Below are 14,386 nucleotides of genomic sequence, written 5' to 3'. Positions count from 1 at the left end.
GCCGCGCTGACGGCCCGCCGTCCGCCGGCCGCCGCGCCCGCCGTGGCGAGGGCGACAACCCCTGGGACGCCGACGCCGCCGACGATCCGCGTGGCCGCGGCGGCCGGGGCGGCCCCGAGCGCCGCCGGCCGACCGACGAGGACAGCGGGCGCCGGCGCCGAAGCCGGCCGGCCCCCGAGCCGGAGCCGGAGGCGGACGAGGAGTTCGACATCCCCGAGGTTCCGGTGCGCCGGCTCCTGTCGATCGCCATCGCGGCGTTCGCGCTGTTCCTGGCCGCGGCGCTGGTGATCGGCGCGCAGGCGAACCGGTCCGGCTTCTCGGTCGTGATCTTCGGCGCGCAGCTGCTGTTCGTGGTGGCGTGGACGGCCGCGAGCCGCCCGCCGGCCCCGTTCATCGTGGCGGGCGTCGGGCTCGTCGCCGCGGCTGCCGCGGACATCTCGGTGAACCTCCCGGTGGAGCCGACCTTGGCCCCGCTCGGGTACGTGATAGCGGGCGCGTTCGTGCTCTCCGTGGTGGGTCAGCTCGTCCGCCGGCACAGCCGGGCCGGGTTGACCGAGTCCCTCGGCGTGAGCATGACGATCGTCGTGGGCGTGGCGGCGTTCGCCGCGCTGATCGTGCTGTCCCGCCAGAAGGCGGGCACCCAGGTGCTCGACGCGGGCCTCATCGCGGCCGGCATCGCGCTGGCCTCGGCCCGGCTCTGCGACGTGGTCGCGCCGTCGCCCCGGCTGGCGCCGCAGGTGCCGCGCGGGGCCATCGGCGTCGTCGCCGGCGCCATGCTGGGCACGGCCGCGGCGGCCGTGGTGGGCTTCTACATCGACGGGATCAGCACCATCGGCGGTGCGGCCGCCGGCATGGCGGCGGCGCTCGTGGCGGTCGTCGTCGACCTCGGCACGGGGTACGCGGAGGCGGGGCGCCGGCTTGAGGGCGAGGTGCCGTTCATGTGGCTGGCCCGGCACATGCAGGGCCCGCTGGCGGCCTTCGCGCTCGCCGCTCCGGCGTCCTACGTGGTGGGTGTCATCCTTAACTGAATCGGGCACCTCTGGAGTGCGGGCCCCCCGGACGGAGGCGAGGCATGGTGGCGACAGTGGACCACGACACGGAGGTCCTGCACCGGCCCCGCCGGCGCCGGCGGGGACTCGGCATCGGACTGCTCGTGGTGCTCCTCGTCCTCGTCGGGTTGGTCGTGGCCGCCGACCGGGTGGGCGCCGGCATCGCCGAGAACCGCCTCGTCTCCGTGGTCGAGACCGAGCTGGACAAGCAGGAGATCACCGCGGCGGGCACGGACGTCGACATCGCCGGCTTCCCGTTCCTCACCCAGGTCGCGAGCGGCCGGTACGACCGAATCACCATCGTCGTCGACCAGCTGCGCTCGGGCGGGCTGAGCGTGAAGACGCTGCACATCGACGCCGAGGACGTGACGGCCGAGGTCAGCGACCTGCTCAGCGGCGCGCCCAAGGCGTCCGCGGCCCGGGTCACCGGCGTGGCGACGATCGCCTGGGACGACCTGCCCCGGCTGCTCGGCTACGCGGGCCTGGGAGTGGGCAACGCCACCTTCGCGCCCGCCGGTGAGGACGTCCGGGTGACCGGCACGGTGCGGGTCGACGGCCGGCAGGTCCCGGTCTCGGCCACGGCGGCCTTCTCCGTGGTCAAGAACCAGATCCGGGTCAAGGTGTCCGAGGCGTCCGTGGCCGGCGCGGACGTGCCGCCGGAGGCGAAGGACTACATCAACAATCTCCAGGACGAGCTGTCCGTCGGGTACCGGGTGCCGCCGCTGCCGTTCGGTCTGACGGTGACCAGGGTGGCGGCGACCGACGCGGGCCTGGCCGTGACGGCCGTCGCGAAGGACGTGCCGCTGGCGGGGTGAGCCGGCGCGGGACCTTCCCAACATCCGGCCAGGCGTTGGGTCGTCCCGACATGTGCTGGTAACCTCCCACGTTATGGGCACCCTGCTCACCAAGAGGCGCGCGGTCGACCTGTGCCGCGTGGCCGCCTGCTTGTGTCGCTGCCGCTAGATTTCCAGCGGCGGCGGTGAGGCTGTGCCCGGAATCCCGGTTTGATCTTGCTGTTGCGCCGCAGGCCTACGCGTATGGACCCATCAGTTCGCGCGCAGGTGCTGCCGCTAGCGCCTGCGCATCTCACAACTCACCAAGGGAGTACGAATGAGTCGCGACAGCGCGCTCGTCTCGGCCGACTGGGCCGAGAAGAACCTCGGCGCCCCGGGTGTCGTGTTCGTCGAGGTCGACGAGGACACCAAGGCGTATGACGCCGCCCACATCCCGGGCGCGATCAAGCTGGACTGGAAGCAGGACCTGCAAGACCCGATCCGCCGTGACTTCGTCAACAAGGAGCAGTTCGCCGCGCTCCTGTCGGAGCGGGGCATCGCCAACGACGACCAGGTCATCCTGTACGGCGGCAACAACAACTGGTTCGCCGCGTACGCGTACTGGTACTTCAAGCTCTACGGCCACCGCGACGTGAAGCTGCTCGACGGCGGTCGCAAGAAGTGGGAGCTCGACAACCGGCCGCTGGTCGCCGACCCGGTCACCCGCGAGGCCACCAACTACCAGGCCAGCGACCCGGACCTGTCGATCCGCGCCTTCCGCGACGAGACCGTGCAGGCCATCGGCGTCAAGAACCTGGTCGACGTCCGTTCCCCCGACGAGTACGCGGGCCGGCTGCTGGCTCCCGCGCATCTCCCGCAGGAGCAGGCGCAGCGCGCCGGACACATCCCGACCGCGATCTCCGTGCCGTGGTCCAAGGCGGCCAACGAGGACGGCACCTTCAAGTCCGACGAGGAGCTGGCCAAGCTTTACGCCGAGGCCGGCCTGGACGGCACCAAGGACACGATCGCGTACTGCCGCATCGGCGAGCGTTCCTCGCACACCTGGTTCGTGCTCAAGGAGCTGCTCGGCCACGAGAACGTGAAGAACTACGACGGTTCCTGGACCGAGTACGGCTCGCTCGTCGGTGTGCCCGTCGCGCTCGGCGACGAGCCCGGCAAGGCCTGAGGGAGACGGTGACGATGAGCGACTACTCCCTGGGTTGTGGGGCGCCTGAGCAGTCGGCGCCGATCCCGGCCAGCGTGGATATCGAGAAGGAGACCGTGATCAGCGGCGTGGTCCGCGCCGGGCAGGAGCCGGTGCCGGGCGCGTACGTGCGGCTGCTGGACGGCTCCGGCGAGTTCACGGCCGAGGTCGTGACGTCCCCGTTGGGGCAGTTCCGGTTCTTCGCCGCGCCGGGCACCTGGACGCTGCGCGCCCTGTCGCGCCACGGGAACGGGGACGCCGTCGTCACCGCTGACCGGGGCATCAACGAGGTGGCCGTGGCGGTCGCCGCGGAGTGATCTCCGAGAACCCTGTGGCGGTCGCGGGCCCTAACGGGCCCGCGCCCGCCACTTCTGTTCGGGGGCCTGCGAGGATGTCGCGGTGACCAGCCCCGACCACCCACCCGCCGGCGAGGCCGGCCCGACGCGGCCCGACCCGGACGCGCCGGTCCCGCCGGAGCCCGCTCCGGTCGCGCCGCAGCCCGACCCGGCGCCGGTGTACTACTACGCCCCGCCCGCCCCCGTGGCGCCGCCCCCACGGCCGCGCCGGTGGCTGGTCGTGCTGACGGTCGCCTGGGCGGTGGTGCTGGCGGGAGCCGCGCTCTGGTCGGTGCGCTACGACGGCCCGACGGACCGCGAGCAGACGACGGTCGGCGAGGCCAAGGCCACGGCCGACCGGCTGGCCGCCGACGTGGTGGTCGCGGCCGGCCCTGGGGTGGTCGCCGATGTGGGGACGTTCGGTGCCGGCGAGGACTGCCGGATCAGCCTGGCCCGCCGAGGGCTGCGCCACTCGCGGGTGATCGACCTCTTCACCGCTCCGGGCGCCGAGCAGCGGCTGATCCAGACGGTGGCGGCGGGACTGCCGGCCGCGTACGGGGCGTCGGCGGCCGGGACGGCCGAGGCGCCGCGCCTGCGGGCCGACGGCGGCAACTACGTGCTGCTGACGGGCACGTCGACGGGGCCCGGCCTGGTCCGGCTGACGATCGACACCGGCTGCCGGCAGAAGTCCGACGTGACGGCCGAGCCGACCGCCGCGCCGGCTGCCGCGCGTGCCGCCGTGACCGAGGTGCTCACCGCCCTCGGCTCTCCGGCGGTCGCCTGGCGCTCCACCGCCCTCACCTGCCCCAATGGCCGTCCGCTGTGGACGGTCGCGGCGAGCGGACCGGCCACTGGTGTGCCCGCCGCCCTGGACACGGCGTTGGCCCGCGTGGCCACGACCCCGGTGGTCGCCGCCCCGGACCGGTTGGCCTGGCGCGCCGCCGACCTGTCCGTCTCCGCCCACACGACCCTGGACACGGTCACGGTGGCGGCCACCACCGCCTGCTGACCCTGCGGGCGGCCGCGACCCTGCGCGCGACGGAGCCGGTGCCGGCCACGCTCGTCGACCTGCCCCGCCTGGACCGCGTGGACGCGGTGCGCACCCGGGACTTCGCCCTGAGCGGCAACACGATCAACGGGCAGGGCATGAGCATGTCGCGGGTGGACGCCCGGGTGGTCAAGGACACCACGGAGATCTGGCGGGTCCGCAACACCGACGGCCTGCCGCACACCTTCCACGTGCACGACGTGCGGTTCCAGGTGCTGACCGCGGGCGGGCAGGCGCCGCCGCCCGCCCTGGCCGGCTGGAAGGACACGATCTACCTACGCGGCAACGTCACCTACGAGATCATCATGACCTTCCACGAGTACGCCGACCCGAACCACGCGTACATGTTCCACTGCCACGTCCTGGCGCACGAGGACCAGGGAATGATGGGCCAGTTCGTGGTGGTCGATCAGTAGACGAGCGCCTGCGCCCCGTCGGCGAGGCACTCCTCGACGAAGACGGCCGCCCCGGCGATGCGTACGCCCGGCAGAAGTTGATCCTCCGTGAGGTCGCGCCGGGCCGCGCACTGGGTGCACACGGTCACGGTGCCGGCGCTGAGCACGATGCCGAGCAGGTCGGCCAGCGGGGCGGCGTGCGGCAGGGTGAACTGTTCGGCGCGGCCGGGGACGGCGAGCCAGGCCGACTCCCCGGTGAGCCAGAGCGAGACGCTCGCCCCGGCCGACAGCGCCGTGGCGGCCACCGTGAAGGCCTGTGAGCAGCGCTCGGGTGCGTCTTCGCCAGCGGTTGCCTTGACGATGAGTGTGCGGGCCATGGGGCGAGCATAGGATTTGCGGCGTGGTGACCGAGATCGGGTTCGTGAGCCTGCTCGTGGCGGGCTTCGGCGGCCTTGCCGGCGCGCTGGTCTACCTGGCCAAACGCGCCAACGACACGACTCGGCGGCCGAGGCGAGAGGAACAACAGCGTGACTGAGCAAGACGGTCGTCCGGCTTGGCTGGACGCCCCCGTGCCCGAGGCGTACCCGTTCGAGGAGACGCACGACCTGCGGGTGGGCCCGGACCTGCACCCGGCGCTGCTCGGGTTGCTGCCCTTCATCGGGGTGTGGCGCGGGCGCGGCGCGGGGGAGTACCCGACGATCGAGCCGTTCGAGTTCGCCCAGGAGATCCGGATCAGCCACGACGGCCGGCCGTTCCTGCACTACGAGTCACGGGCGTGGATCGTCGACCCGCAGACCGGCGCGGCCGTGCGGCCGGCGGCCCGCGAGACGGGCTGGTGGCGGCCGATCATGGGCGAGAACGGGCGCGCCACGGACGAGATCGAGGCCTTGTTGTGCGCGCCGACGGGCATCATGACGCTGCACATCGGCACGATCACGAACGTGCGGGTCGAGATGGCCTCGGACGCGGTCGTGCGCACGTCCACGGCCAAGGAGGTCACCGCCGAGAAGCGCCTCTACGGCATCGTCGACCGCGACCTGCTCTACGCCCAGGACATGGCCGCGGTCGGTCAACCCCTCACGTCCCATCTGGCGGCGAAACTGACCCGCGTCGCCGGCTAGGTAGTGGATCGACCTGGTCGCCGTGTCGGCCGATCAGTCCGCGACCCCCGGGGCCGCGCCGCCATACGTGGGTGGGATGTTCTGCGCGGCCTCGGCGCCGGACCCGGGCGGTGTGCCGTACGCGGGCTGGGCGCCGCCGTAGGCCGGCTGGGTGAAGCCGCCGGGGTAGTTGCGCATCCGGTCGGCGGTCGCGGTCCGGTTGGCGCGGACCTGGTCGGCGGCCGTGGCGGTCTCCTCCTCCGCCCGGCTGAGCATGCGCTCCCAGCGGTCCTGCATCGGCTTGATCATGCCGCCGCCCACGCCGACGACGAGGATGCCGCCGATCGTCGCGAGGATCGCGACGAGCACGGGCATCGTCACCGACATGCCGACGCCGACCTGGTTGAGGGCCGCGATGAGGCCGAGCGCGATGATCGCGACCTGGGCCGCCGTGGCGAGCGCGCGGCCGTAGCCCAGCCCGTGCAGGGCGCGGGAGATCACGTCCTTCACGGCGCCCGCGATGGCGGCGGCCACCACGACGATCACGATGCCGATGAACAGCTTCGGCAACCACGCGACGACAGCGTTGAGCAGGTCGCTGACCGGATTCGGGCCGAACACCCCCAGCGCGAGCTGCAGGGTGACCAGCAGCAGGGCGTACTGGATGATCTTCGCGGTGAGATCGCTGGCACTCCAGCCGCCGAGGACGCGGCGCAGCCCGCCCCGGTCGACCGCCCGGTCGAAGCCGACCCGGGTGAGCAGCGTGCCCGCCCAGCGGTAGACCCAGCGCGCGACGAACCAGCCCACCGCCAGGATGGCGAGGAAGATCACCACCTTGACGACGATCATCAGGGCGTTGCCGAAGAAGTCGGTCAGCTCGTCGCCGATGCTCGCCGCGTACGCCACCGTCATCACCTCCGCTGCTCTAGAGGCAGCATAAGGTGACGTAACGGATTAATCCGGAAATCCCAGGAGGTTCCGGATCTTCGTCGTGATCTCGGGCGACGTACGCAGCGCCGCCCCGTCCAGCGTGCGGATACCCGCGACCCCGCGTACGGACGACGTCAGCCACGCCCCATCCGACGCGACGATCTCGTCCGGGGTCACGAGCCGCTCGTCGGCGCCCCAGCCCAGCTCGCCCGCGTGGTCGAGCAGCCAGCGCGCCGTCGTGCCGGCGAGGATCCCGGTCCGCCCGGCGGGGACGGTCCACAGCGTGCCGCCCGCCAGCCAGACCAGCGTGGACGTCGGGGCCTCCAGCGCGTACCCGTCCGTCGACGTCCACAGCACGTCGTCCGCACCGGACGCGGTCGCCCAGCGCAGGCAGGCCATGTTCACCGCGTACGACAGGGTCTTCGCCCCGCCCAGTAGCCAGGGCGCGCTCGCGCGCAGGTCCACCGGGAAGCCCTGCGTCGCGGTGAGCACCGCGATGCCGTCGCGGCGGGCCCGCCGGATGGGCGCGCCCACCGGCCCGACCGTGGCGAACACGGTCACCGGCGAGCCGGCCTCCGCGCCGCGCGTGCAGATGATCCGCAGCGCCCCCTCCAGCTGCGCCGGCCAGGCCGCGACCGCCTGGTGGGCCAGCTCCCGCAGGTCGGCCTCCGGCGGCAGGACCAACTGCAGGGCGGCGGCCGAGCCGGCCATCCGGGCCAGGTGCTTGTCGAGCAGCCACGGGCTGCCAGCCCGTACATGCATGGTTTCGAAAATCCCGTCGCCGCGCAGCGCACCGAGGTCGTCCGCGCGCAGGATGGGCGTGTCGGGCGCCACGACGCCCGTGCCGAGCACGGCGACGACGCGCAGTTCCCCGGGCGGGGCCAGGGTCGTTTGTTCGAGCACGACTCGCAAGCATAGGGCCGCACCGACATAGGATCGAACGATGCCGTCGCCCACGCTCGCCGAAACCCTCCGCTCCCGTGGCCTGCGCCTCACCGCGCAGCGCCAGCTGGTGCTCGAAGCGGTGTACGCGCTAGGCCACGCCACCCCCGACCAGATCCACGCCGAGGTCGCCAAGACCGCCGCCGGTGTGAACATCACCACGGTGTACCGGACCCTGGAGCTGCTCGAGGATCTCGGCCTCGTCACCCACGCGCACCTCTCGCACGGCGCGCCCACCTACCATGGCGTGGGCCCCGACCAGCATCTTCACCTGGTCTGCCGGTCGTGCGAGTCGGTTACCGAGATCGCGCCCGAGGTGCTGGCGCCGCTCGCCGAGCAGCTGCGCGCCGAGCGGGGTTTCGTCATCGACGTCGGGCACGTGGCATTCTTCGGGACGTGCGCGTCCTGCGGAGGTGACCGTTGATCACGATCGAAGAGCTTGATCCCACCAGCGTCGACGCGGGCGTCGCGGCCCACTACGGCGACCCGGCGCGCGAGCAGCGCACCCTCGCCGGATCCGTCGGCCTCGTCGACCGCGGCAACCGCGGCGTCCTCGCGATCACCGGCCCCGACCGGCTCGGCTGGCTGCACAGCATCACCACCCAGCACCTGAGCGCCCTGGCCCCCATGACCGGCACGGAGCTGCTCGTCCTCTCCCCGCACGGGCACGTCGAGCACCACGCGGCCGTCGCCGACGACGGCACCACCACCTGGCTCGACACCGAGCCCGGCCGGGCCCCCGCGTTGCTCGACTTCCTCCAGCGCATGCGCTTCCTCATGCGCGTAGAACCCGCTGATGTCACCGCGGACTGGGCGATACTGTCCCTGGTCGGGCCGGACACGACGCGGGCACTGTCCGCGCTCGGTGTCGGACCCCTCGCCGCGCCCAGCGTGGTCGCGGTGCCGGGTCCGAAGTTCGCCGCCGGGTCCGTGCCGGCCCGATCCACGTCGCAGTACGCCCTGGCGGCGCTGCCTTCGGGCGGCCTCGTCCGCCGGATGCCCTACGGCGCGGACCTTCTCGTGCCGCGCGCGTCCGTGCCCACGCTGATGGAGTCCGTGGACGTGCCGCTGGCCGGGCTGTGGGCGTTCGAGGCGATCCGTGTCGCCTCGGGGCGGCCCCGCCTGGGCTTCGACACCGACCACAAGACCCTGCCCGCCGAGGCCGGCTGGCTGGGTGCCGCCGTGCACCTGGAGAAGGGCTGCTACCGGGGTCAGGAGACGATCGCCCGGGTGCACAACCTCGGGCGCCCGCCCCGCCGCCTCGTGTTGCTGCACCTCGACGGCATCACGACCGACGAACTGCCCGCGGTCGGGACGCCGGTCGTCTCCGCCGAAGGGCGTCCCGTCGGGGTGATCGGCACGGCGGTACGCCACTACGAGCTGGGCCTGGTCGCGTTGGCGCTGGTCAAGCAGAACGTCCCCGCCGACGCCGTCCTCCGCGTGGGCGAGTCGACCGCCGCCATCGACCCGTCTCCGTTCGCCGGCTAGGTCTCCCCGAAGCGGTCAGTCGCAGGCGACGCCGTCACCGTCGCGGTCAAGGTCGTACACGTCATAGCCGATGACGCGCACGGGGCCCTGGACGTATGACGGACCGTTGCCCGAGCCGCCCGCGCAGTCGACATCGACCGGATCGTTCGGCACGCACGGGCTGTAGTTGGGGTTGCAGTTACTGGCCGGCTTCCTGGACGTGGGAGCGGGCTTGGGCTTGGGCTTGGGTGATGCCTTCGTGGTCCGCGGGGCCGTTGTCGTCGGCGATGGCTTCACCGGCGTCTTGCGGACGGCTGGCGTGGAGGTCGGCGCTGATGTGCGGATCGTGACCGCTGCGGCGGGTGAACTGGTCGGCTCGACCGCCAAGGCCGCGGCGGCGGTGCGCTCAGAGCCCGTCGTCGTTTTCGTACCGTCGTCAACGAGGCCCAGCACGCCACTGATACCGAGACAAAGGGCGCAGACGGCCGCCACTCCGCCGACAACGATGGCCGCGATCCTGTTCCGAGACGGCCCCTTCACAACGGCCATGGGCGAGGTGCGATATGGCGCGGGCGGCTGGACCATTGCGGCCTCCGGAATCAACGAGGGACGGCCGTAATCTACGAGGAAAAATGGGATAGCAACAGGACAAGAAGTATGAGCCAGGCATATCCGACCGATCACCATCGATGACTCATGAGTCAGTGTGTAAGAGGTCCCGGTGACCCACAACGACCAATTGGGTGGTCGACGACGCCCGACGTCCCGAAGCAATGAACCGGGCTGGCACCCATAGGTACCAATCCGGTTCATTGCTCTGTCACGGGTGAGCGCTGGTGAGGGCTGAGTCGTCGCTCAGCGGCGGGCGGGGAGGGTGTGCGACGATCGCCGGCATGAGTAGCGCGACAGTGCCGTCGGCCGGGACCCTCATCACCGTGGCGCCGACGGGAGCGGAGGTGGCGAAGGCCGACGTGCCGGCGCTGCCCGTCACCCTCGACGAGTTGGTCGCCACCGCCAAGGAGTGCGAGGCGGTCGGCGCGGCCGTCATTCATGTTCACGTTCGGGGCGCCGACACGAAGCCCACGTTGGACCCCGGGCTGCTGCGCGAGACCGTCGTGGCGTTGCGGGAACAGACCGGCCTGATCGTGCAGCTGTCGACCGGCGGTGCGGTCACCGATGCGGAGGACGCGCGCCTCGCCGTCCTCGACGCCGGGCCGGACATGGCCAGCTGCACGATGGGTACGGTCAACTTCGGCGAGGACGTGTTCATGAACCGGCCGGCGTTCATCGTCGAGCTGCACAAGCGGATGCGCGACCGGGGCATCGTGCCGGAGTACGAGATCTTCGACCTGGGGCAGCTGACCTCCCTGGCCCGGCTGCTGGACAAGCACGGGCTGCCCGCCGGGGGGCACGTCCACGTCGACTTCGTCATGGGCGTACCGGGTGGCATGCCCGGCACGACCGAGGCGCTCGTGGCGTGCGCGAGCGCGGTGCGCGACCTGCCGCCGGGGACGACCTTCGCGGCCACCGGGATCGGGCGCGCCACGCTGCCGGTGCTGCTCGCGTCGCTGAGCGCGGGCGGGCATCTGCGGGTGGGCATGGAGGACACGGTGACGTACGCCAAGGGTCAGCCGGTGGAGAGCAACGCGCAGCTCGTCGCGCGGGCGTCGGCCTTCGCGCGGCTTGCGCAGCGCCCGCCGTATTCGGCCGAGCAGGCGCGCGCCCTGCTCGGGATCGGCGCCACGATGATCAAAAAAGGGTAGCGTCGTGGCCGTGTACCAGGGTGGTGAGCTGCTCGCCGAGGTCGTACGGTCGGGGTTCGTCGAGGGCCGGCACCTCGGTTCCGTCGCGGTGCTCGGCGCGGACGGCACGCTGGTCGCGTCGGCGGGCGATCCGCACGGCCCCATTTTTCCGCGCTCCTCGAACAAGCCCATGCAGGCGGTCGGCATGCTGCGCGCGGGCCTGCGGCTGCCCGACCCCGGCGACCTGGCGCTGGTGGCGGCGAGCCACTTCGGCGAACCGCCGCACATCGAGCGGGTACGGGCCATGCTGCGCACCGGCGGGCTGTCCCCGCTGACGGACCTGCGCTGCCCGCCGGAGCTGCCGCTGGGCGAGGCCGCCCGGGCGGGCGTGCTGCGCGCGGGCGACGGGCCGCAGCGCATCTACATGAACTGTTCCGGCAAGCACGCCGGCATGCTGCTGACCTGCCTGGTCGACGGGTGGCCCACGGATGACTACCGGGCGGTGGACCATCCGTTGCAGGTGACGTTGCGCGACACGGTCGCCGAGCTGGCGGGCGAGGCGCCGGCGGCGACCGGCGTGGACGGCTGCGGGGCGCCCGTACTGGCACTGTCTTTGGCGGGGCTGGCGGGGGCGTTTCTGCGGCTGGTGACGGCGCCGGTCGGCAGCGCGGAGCGGACGGTGGCCGACGCGATGCGGGCACACCCGGAGCTGGTGTCGGGGACCGGCGCGGACGACGCCCGGCTCATGCGGGGCGTGCCCGGGCTGCTGTCGAAGGGTGGCGCGGAGGGCGTGCTGGCGATGGCGATCCCGGCCGTCGGCGCGGTGGCGATCAAGATCGACGATGGCGCGTTGCGCGCCCGGATGCCGGTGGCGGTGGCCGCGCTGCGCCGGCTCGGCGTGGCCGCGGACGCGTTCGACGACGTGGCGCCCGTGCCGCTGCTGGGCGGCGGGGTTCCGGTCGGGGCCGTGCGCGCCGCCGGCTGGGCGGCCGGCGACCCCTGAGGTCGTGGGTGGGCAAACTCACGCTAGCCGCAGCTAGCGTTTTGCTTGCAATAGTTAGCACCCGCTCGTAGCGTTGATCTCGTGAGCGATCCCATGGACATCCCCCGCGACATCGGTGGGTTCATCCGCGACCTGCGCCGCAACGCGCGGATCTCGCTGCGTGAGCTCGCCGACCGCGCCGGGGTGTCCAACCCGTACCTCAGCCAGATCGAGCGCGGGCTACGCAAGCCCTCCGCCGAGGTACTGGGTCAGATCGCGAGCGCGCTGCGGGTGTCGACCCCGCTGATGTACCTGCGGGCGGGTCTGCTCAACGAGAAGGACGGCCAGGGGGTGCTCGCCGCCATCGCGGCGGACGACGACCTGACCCTCGGGCAGAAGCAATCGCTGACGCAGATCTACGAGACGTTCCGTCGGGAGAACGCGCGGGCGGCCCAGGATGCCGAGCGCGCACACGATTCAGAGGAGACTCCATGAGCACCAGGTCCAAGCTTCCCGGCCCGGTCTACGCGGCGGCGGGTGCGGGTGAGTACGCGTACAAGCAGCTCGTCGAGGTGACCGAGCGGCTCACCGCCGAGCTGCCCGGCAAGGTCACCCAGCTGCGCGAGCAGGCCCCGGGCCGCGTCGAGCAGCTGCGCGAGCAGGTGCCGGTGAAGGTCGCCGAGCTGCGGGCCGAGCTGCCCGGCAAGGTGGCCGAGTTCCGCGCCGAGCTGCCGGTGAAGGTCGCCGAGCTGCGCGCCGAGCTGCCCGCCAAGGTGGAGCAGCTGCGTGCCGAGCTGCCGGGCGCGGTCGGTTCGCTCGTGGCGGGCGCGGCGTCCCAGTACGCCAAGCTGGTCGCCCGTGGCGAGCAGGTCGTGACCGGCACGGCCTCGAAGGCCGACCGGCCCAAGGTCGACCCGGCCGACGCGGTCGCCCTGGAGCAGCCCGACCCGGCGTCGGATACCGTGCTCATGGCCGAGCCGGTCGTCACCGAGCAGCCCGCCGTCAAGGCGCGCCCCACCCCCAAGGTGAAGCCCGCCTCCACCAAGCCGGCCTCGACGAAGCCGGCGGCCACCAAGCGTCCGCGTTCCGGCGCCTGATCCGACGCGAAAAGGCCGGCCCTCGGGCCGGCCTTTTCGCGACAGGCGATCCCATCAGGCTGTGCGGCCCGTGCGGGGCGGTTGAGGGTCGGGATCGCTAAGCTGGCTGCCATGGCGGCCGTACCGATCTTCTATGACACCGTCCAGGGCGTGGTCGCGTTGATCATCTTCCTGGTCACGCTGTTGCTTGAGCTCATCGCGCTGTTCCACTGCCTCGTGCAGCGCAAGGACGCGTTCACGGTGGTCGGTTCCATCCCCAAATGGGGCTGGGCGCTCATCCTCTTCCTGTCCCTGCTGGTCACCCTCGTGCTGCGCTCTTCGATCTTCACCTTCCTGGCGCTGACCGCCACGGCGTTCTATCTGCTCGACGTCCGGATCGGCCTGCGCGACGTGTCGGGCGGTTCCGGCCGCTGGCGCTGAGCATGGGTGCCCGCGACTTCCGCTGGCCGCCTCCACCGGGAGGGGCACCCGAGCGCTTCGCGCCGCGCAGCCGCGCCGAACCGGGCCGTCCCCTCCGGCCGTTCACCGTGCCGACCGAACTGCTCGGCATCAACGGCACCACGCTCGAATGCCTCACGGCCGGCACGGGCGACCCCGTCACCGTCTTCGCGCACGGCTTCGCGGGCGGCATCGCCGACACCCGCCCGTACGGCAGCGCGGTCACGGGTACGAAGGTGTTCTTCCAGTTCCGGGGGCATGGCCGGTCCGGCGCGCCGGCCCGGCCGTGGAGCTACGCCGACTTCGCGGACGACCTGCGCGGCGTCGCCGACCGCTTCGGCGCCCGGCGGGCCCTCGGCGTCAGCCTGGGCGCGGCCGCGCTGACCCGGCTGCTCACCGGGACGCCCGACCGGTTCGACCGGGTCGTGTTCGTTCTCCCGGCGGTGCTCGACGAGCCGCGGTCCGCGCACGCGGCCGACCGCGCGCGTGCCCTGCTCGCGGCGGTCAACGAGCGTGACCAGGCCACCACCACCGACCTGCTCGCGCAGGACATCCCCACCTCGGTGCGCGACTCGCCGGCCGCGTGGCAGTACCTGCGCGACCGGCTCGACCAGCTGTTCCGCGACGGGCTCGCGCCCGCCCTCGACGACCTGCTCACCCAGCCCGCCGTCGCCGACCGCACGGCGCTGGCCGGCGTGACCGCCCGGGCGCTCGTGATCGGCTGCGTCGGCGACCGTACGCACCCGGCCCGCGTCGCCGAGGCGCTCGCCGCCGCGCTGCCGGACGCGGAGCTGCACATCTATCCCCGCCCCGCCCTCCTGTGGAGTCAGCGGGCCGACCTGCGCCAGCGCGTCGCCGGGTTCCTCAACGACTAAGGTGACCGC

At 72.5% G+C, this 14,386-nt stretch carries 20 protein-coding genes and 1 pseudogene; 17 read left to right on the top strand and 4 right to left on the bottom strand.

The genetic code is table 11. The annotated features are described in order from the left end of the window. The 7 genes from ABD191_RS24395 to ABD191_RS24370 form a co-directional block, all read left to right on the top strand. On the top strand, positions 1 to 1,028 hold a 1,028-nt coding region (locus ABD191_RS24395), incomplete at its 5' end, for a hypothetical protein (RefSeq protein ID WP_344086600.1). Between the two features lie 44 nt (positions 1,029 to 1,072). After that, positions 1,073 to 1,864, top strand: coding sequence for an LmeA family phospholipid-binding protein (locus ABD191_RS24390; protein ID WP_344086597.1), 792 nt, complete (start codon positions 1,073 to 1,075; stop codon positions 1,862 to 1,864). A gap of 73 nt (positions 1,865 to 1,937) precedes the next feature. Then, entirely contained in the window at positions 1,938 to 2,012 is a 75-nt protein-coding gene (locus ABD191_RS29335; protein ID WP_425560461.1) for an Ms5788A family Cys-rich leader peptide, read from the top strand. A gap of 147 nt (positions 2,013 to 2,159) precedes the next feature. Further along, positions 2,160 to 3,008, top strand: coding sequence for a sulfurtransferase (locus ABD191_RS24385; RefSeq protein WP_344086594.1), 849 nt, complete (start codon positions 2,160 to 2,162; stop codon positions 3,006 to 3,008). 14 nt (positions 3,009 to 3,022) lie between these two features. Further along, a complete protein-coding gene (locus ABD191_RS24380; protein WP_344086591.1) occupies positions 3,023 to 3,343 on the top strand; it encodes a DUF1416 domain-containing protein in 321 nt (106 codons plus the stop codon). Positions 3,344 to 3,425: 82 nt separating this feature from the next. After that, entirely contained in the window at positions 3,426 to 4,370 is a 945-nt protein-coding gene (locus tag ABD191_RS24375) for a hypothetical protein (RefSeq protein WP_344086588.1), read from the top strand. 38 nt (positions 4,371 to 4,408) lie between these two features. Then, on the top strand, positions 4,409 to 4,825 hold the full coding sequence (locus ABD191_RS24370; protein WP_344086585.1) for a multicopper oxidase domain-containing protein: 417 nt from the start codon (positions 4,409 to 4,411) through the stop codon (positions 4,823 to 4,825). Here ABD191_RS24370 and ABD191_RS24365 read toward each other — a convergent pair. Then, complete coding sequence (locus ABD191_RS24365; RefSeq protein ID WP_344086582.1) at positions 4,819 to 5,181, bottom strand: DsrE family protein; 363 nt, start codon at positions 5,179 to 5,181, stop codon at positions 4,819 to 4,821. The genes ABD191_RS24370 and ABD191_RS24365 overlap by 7 nt on opposite strands. A 23-nt stretch (positions 5,182 to 5,204) precedes the next feature. On the opposite strand from ABD191_RS24365, the gene mtfM reads away from it, so the two are divergent. Continuing rightward, on the top strand, positions 5,205 to 5,339 hold the full coding sequence (gene mtfM / locus ABD191_RS24360) for a small membrane protein MtfM (protein WP_344086579.1): 135 nt from the start codon (positions 5,205 to 5,207) through the stop codon (positions 5,337 to 5,339). Further along, entirely contained in the window at positions 5,332 to 5,925 is a 594-nt protein-coding gene (locus ABD191_RS24355; protein WP_344086576.1) for a heme-binding beta-barrel domain-containing protein, read from the top strand. The genes mtfM and ABD191_RS24355 overlap by 8 nt, the downstream gene beginning before the upstream one ends. A gap of 33 nt (positions 5,926 to 5,958) precedes the next feature. Here the strand turns inward: ABD191_RS24355 and ABD191_RS24350 are convergent, their stop codons facing one another. Together ABD191_RS24350 and ABD191_RS24345 are read right to left on the bottom strand one after the other, a co-directional pair. Then, a complete protein-coding gene (locus ABD191_RS24350) occupies positions 5,959 to 6,816 on the bottom strand; it encodes a mechanosensitive ion channel family protein (RefSeq protein ID WP_344086573.1) in 858 nt (285 codons plus the stop codon). Between the two features lie 42 nt (positions 6,817 to 6,858). Further along, complete coding sequence (locus ABD191_RS24345) at positions 6,859 to 7,737, bottom strand: aminotransferase class IV (protein WP_344086570.1); 879 nt, start codon at positions 7,735 to 7,737, stop codon at positions 6,859 to 6,861. 40 nt (positions 7,738 to 7,777) lie between these two features. On the opposite strand from ABD191_RS24345, the gene ABD191_RS24340 reads away from it, so the two are divergent. Together ABD191_RS24340 and ygfZ are read left to right on the top strand one after the other, a co-directional pair. Next, a complete protein-coding gene (locus ABD191_RS24340; RefSeq protein WP_344086567.1) occupies positions 7,778 to 8,200 on the top strand; it encodes a Fur family transcriptional regulator in 423 nt (140 codons plus the stop codon). Next, complete coding sequence (gene ygfZ, locus ABD191_RS24335) at positions 8,197 to 9,264, top strand: CAF17-like 4Fe-4S cluster assembly/insertion protein YgfZ (RefSeq protein ID WP_344086564.1); 1,068 nt, start codon at positions 8,197 to 8,199, stop codon at positions 9,262 to 9,264. Before ABD191_RS24340 ends, ygfZ begins: the two co-directional genes overlap by 4 nt. Positions 9,265 to 9,279: 15 nt before the next feature. Here the strand turns inward: ygfZ and ABD191_RS24330 are convergent, their stop codons facing one another. Beyond that, positions 9,280 to 9,792 (bottom strand): hypothetical protein, encoded by a 513-nt coding sequence (locus ABD191_RS24330; RefSeq protein WP_344086561.1) that lies wholly within the window; start codon positions 9,790 to 9,792, stop codon positions 9,280 to 9,282. 344 nt (positions 9,793 to 10,136) lie between these two features. Here ABD191_RS24330 and ABD191_RS24325 point away from each other — a divergent pair, with 344 nt between their 5' ends. The 6 genes and pseudogenes from ABD191_RS24325 to ABD191_RS24300 all read left to right on the top strand — a co-directional run bounded on the left by ABD191_RS24325 (position 10,137) and on the right by ABD191_RS24300 (position 14,377). Continuing rightward, the gene (locus ABD191_RS24325) at positions 10,137 to 11,006 is read left to right on the top strand and encodes a beta-keto acid cleavage family enzyme (RefSeq protein WP_344086558.1); all 870 of its coding nucleotides are present in this window, start codon (positions 10,137 to 10,139) and stop codon (positions 11,004 to 11,006) included. A 4-nt stretch (positions 11,007 to 11,010) separates the two neighbouring features. After that, positions 11,011 to 11,988 (top strand): asparaginase, encoded by a 978-nt coding sequence (locus tag ABD191_RS24320; RefSeq protein ID WP_344086555.1) that lies wholly within the window; start codon positions 11,011 to 11,013, stop codon positions 11,986 to 11,988. 93 nt (positions 11,989 to 12,081) lie between these two features. Continuing rightward, positions 12,082 to 12,450, top strand: a pseudogene (locus tag ABD191_RS24315) (helix-turn-helix domain-containing protein); the annotation flags it as partial. Between the two features lie 8 nt (positions 12,451 to 12,458). Then, the gene (locus ABD191_RS24310) at positions 12,459 to 13,064 is read left to right on the top strand and encodes a hypothetical protein (protein WP_344086552.1); all 606 of its coding nucleotides are present in this window, start codon (positions 12,459 to 12,461) and stop codon (positions 13,062 to 13,064) included. 111 nt (positions 13,065 to 13,175) lie between these two features. Further along, positions 13,176 to 13,484: a DUF2516 family protein gene (locus ABD191_RS24305; protein WP_344086549.1), complete on the top strand. Its 309-nt coding sequence runs from the start codon at positions 13,176 to 13,178 to the stop codon at positions 13,482 to 13,484. 2 nt (positions 13,485 to 13,486) lie between these two features. Next, positions 13,487 to 14,377, top strand: a complete 891-nt coding sequence (locus tag ABD191_RS24300) for an alpha/beta fold hydrolase (RefSeq protein ID WP_344086546.1) — start codon at positions 13,487 to 13,489, stop codon at positions 14,375 to 14,377. The last annotated feature ends 9 nt before the right edge of the window (positions 14,378 to 14,386 follow it).

This window comes from Luedemannella helvata (assembly GCF_039528415.1).
GTDB classification, from domain to species: domain Bacteria; phylum Actinomycetota; class Actinomycetes; order Mycobacteriales; family Micromonosporaceae; genus Luedemannella; species Luedemannella helvata.
Note: the sequence above shows the minus strand (reverse complement) of the source record. Positions and strands in the feature narration are given on the sequence as shown.

What these genes read in the sequence shown, in the direction of transcription:
- ABD191_RS24390 (WP_344086597.1), top strand. Translation starts at nt 1,073, where the DNA reads ATGGTGGCGACAGTGGACCACGACACGGAGGTCCTGCACCGGCCCCGC.
- ABD191_RS24385 (WP_344086594.1), top strand. Translation starts at nt 2,160, where the DNA reads ATGAGTCGCGACAGCGCGCTCGTCTCGGCCGACTGGGCCGAGAAGAAC.
- ABD191_RS24380 (WP_344086591.1), top strand. Translation starts at nt 3,023, where the DNA reads ATGAGCGACTACTCCCTGGGTTGTGGGGCGCCTGAGCAGTCGGCGCCG.
- ABD191_RS24365 (WP_344086582.1), bottom strand. Translation starts at nt 5,181, where the DNA reads ATGGCCCGCACACTCATCGTCAAGGCAACCGCTGGCGAAGACGCACCC.
- ABD191_RS24350 (WP_344086573.1), bottom strand. Translation starts at nt 6,816, where the DNA reads ATGACGGTGGCGTACGCGGCGAGCATCGGCGACGAGCTGACCGACTTC.
- ABD191_RS24340 (WP_344086567.1), top strand. Translation starts at nt 7,778, where the DNA reads ATGCCGTCGCCCACGCTCGCCGAAACCCTCCGCTCCCGTGGCCTGCGC.
- ABD191_RS24330 (WP_344086561.1), bottom strand. Translation starts at nt 9,792, where the DNA reads ATGGCCGTTGTGAAGGGGCCGTCTCGGAACAGGATCGCGGCCATCGTT.
- ABD191_RS24325 (WP_344086558.1), top strand. Translation starts at nt 10,137, where the DNA reads ATGAGTAGCGCGACAGTGCCGTCGGCCGGGACCCTCATCACCGTGGCG.
- ABD191_RS24310 (WP_344086552.1), top strand. Translation starts at nt 12,459, where the DNA reads ATGAGCACCAGGTCCAAGCTTCCCGGCCCGGTCTACGCGGCGGCGGGT.
- ABD191_RS24305 (WP_344086549.1), top strand. Translation starts at nt 13,176, where the DNA reads ATGGCGGCCGTACCGATCTTCTATGACACCGTCCAGGGCGTGGTCGCG.
- ABD191_RS24300 (WP_344086546.1), top strand. Translation starts at nt 13,487, where the DNA reads ATGGGTGCCCGCGACTTCCGCTGGCCGCCTCCACCGGGAGGGGCACCC.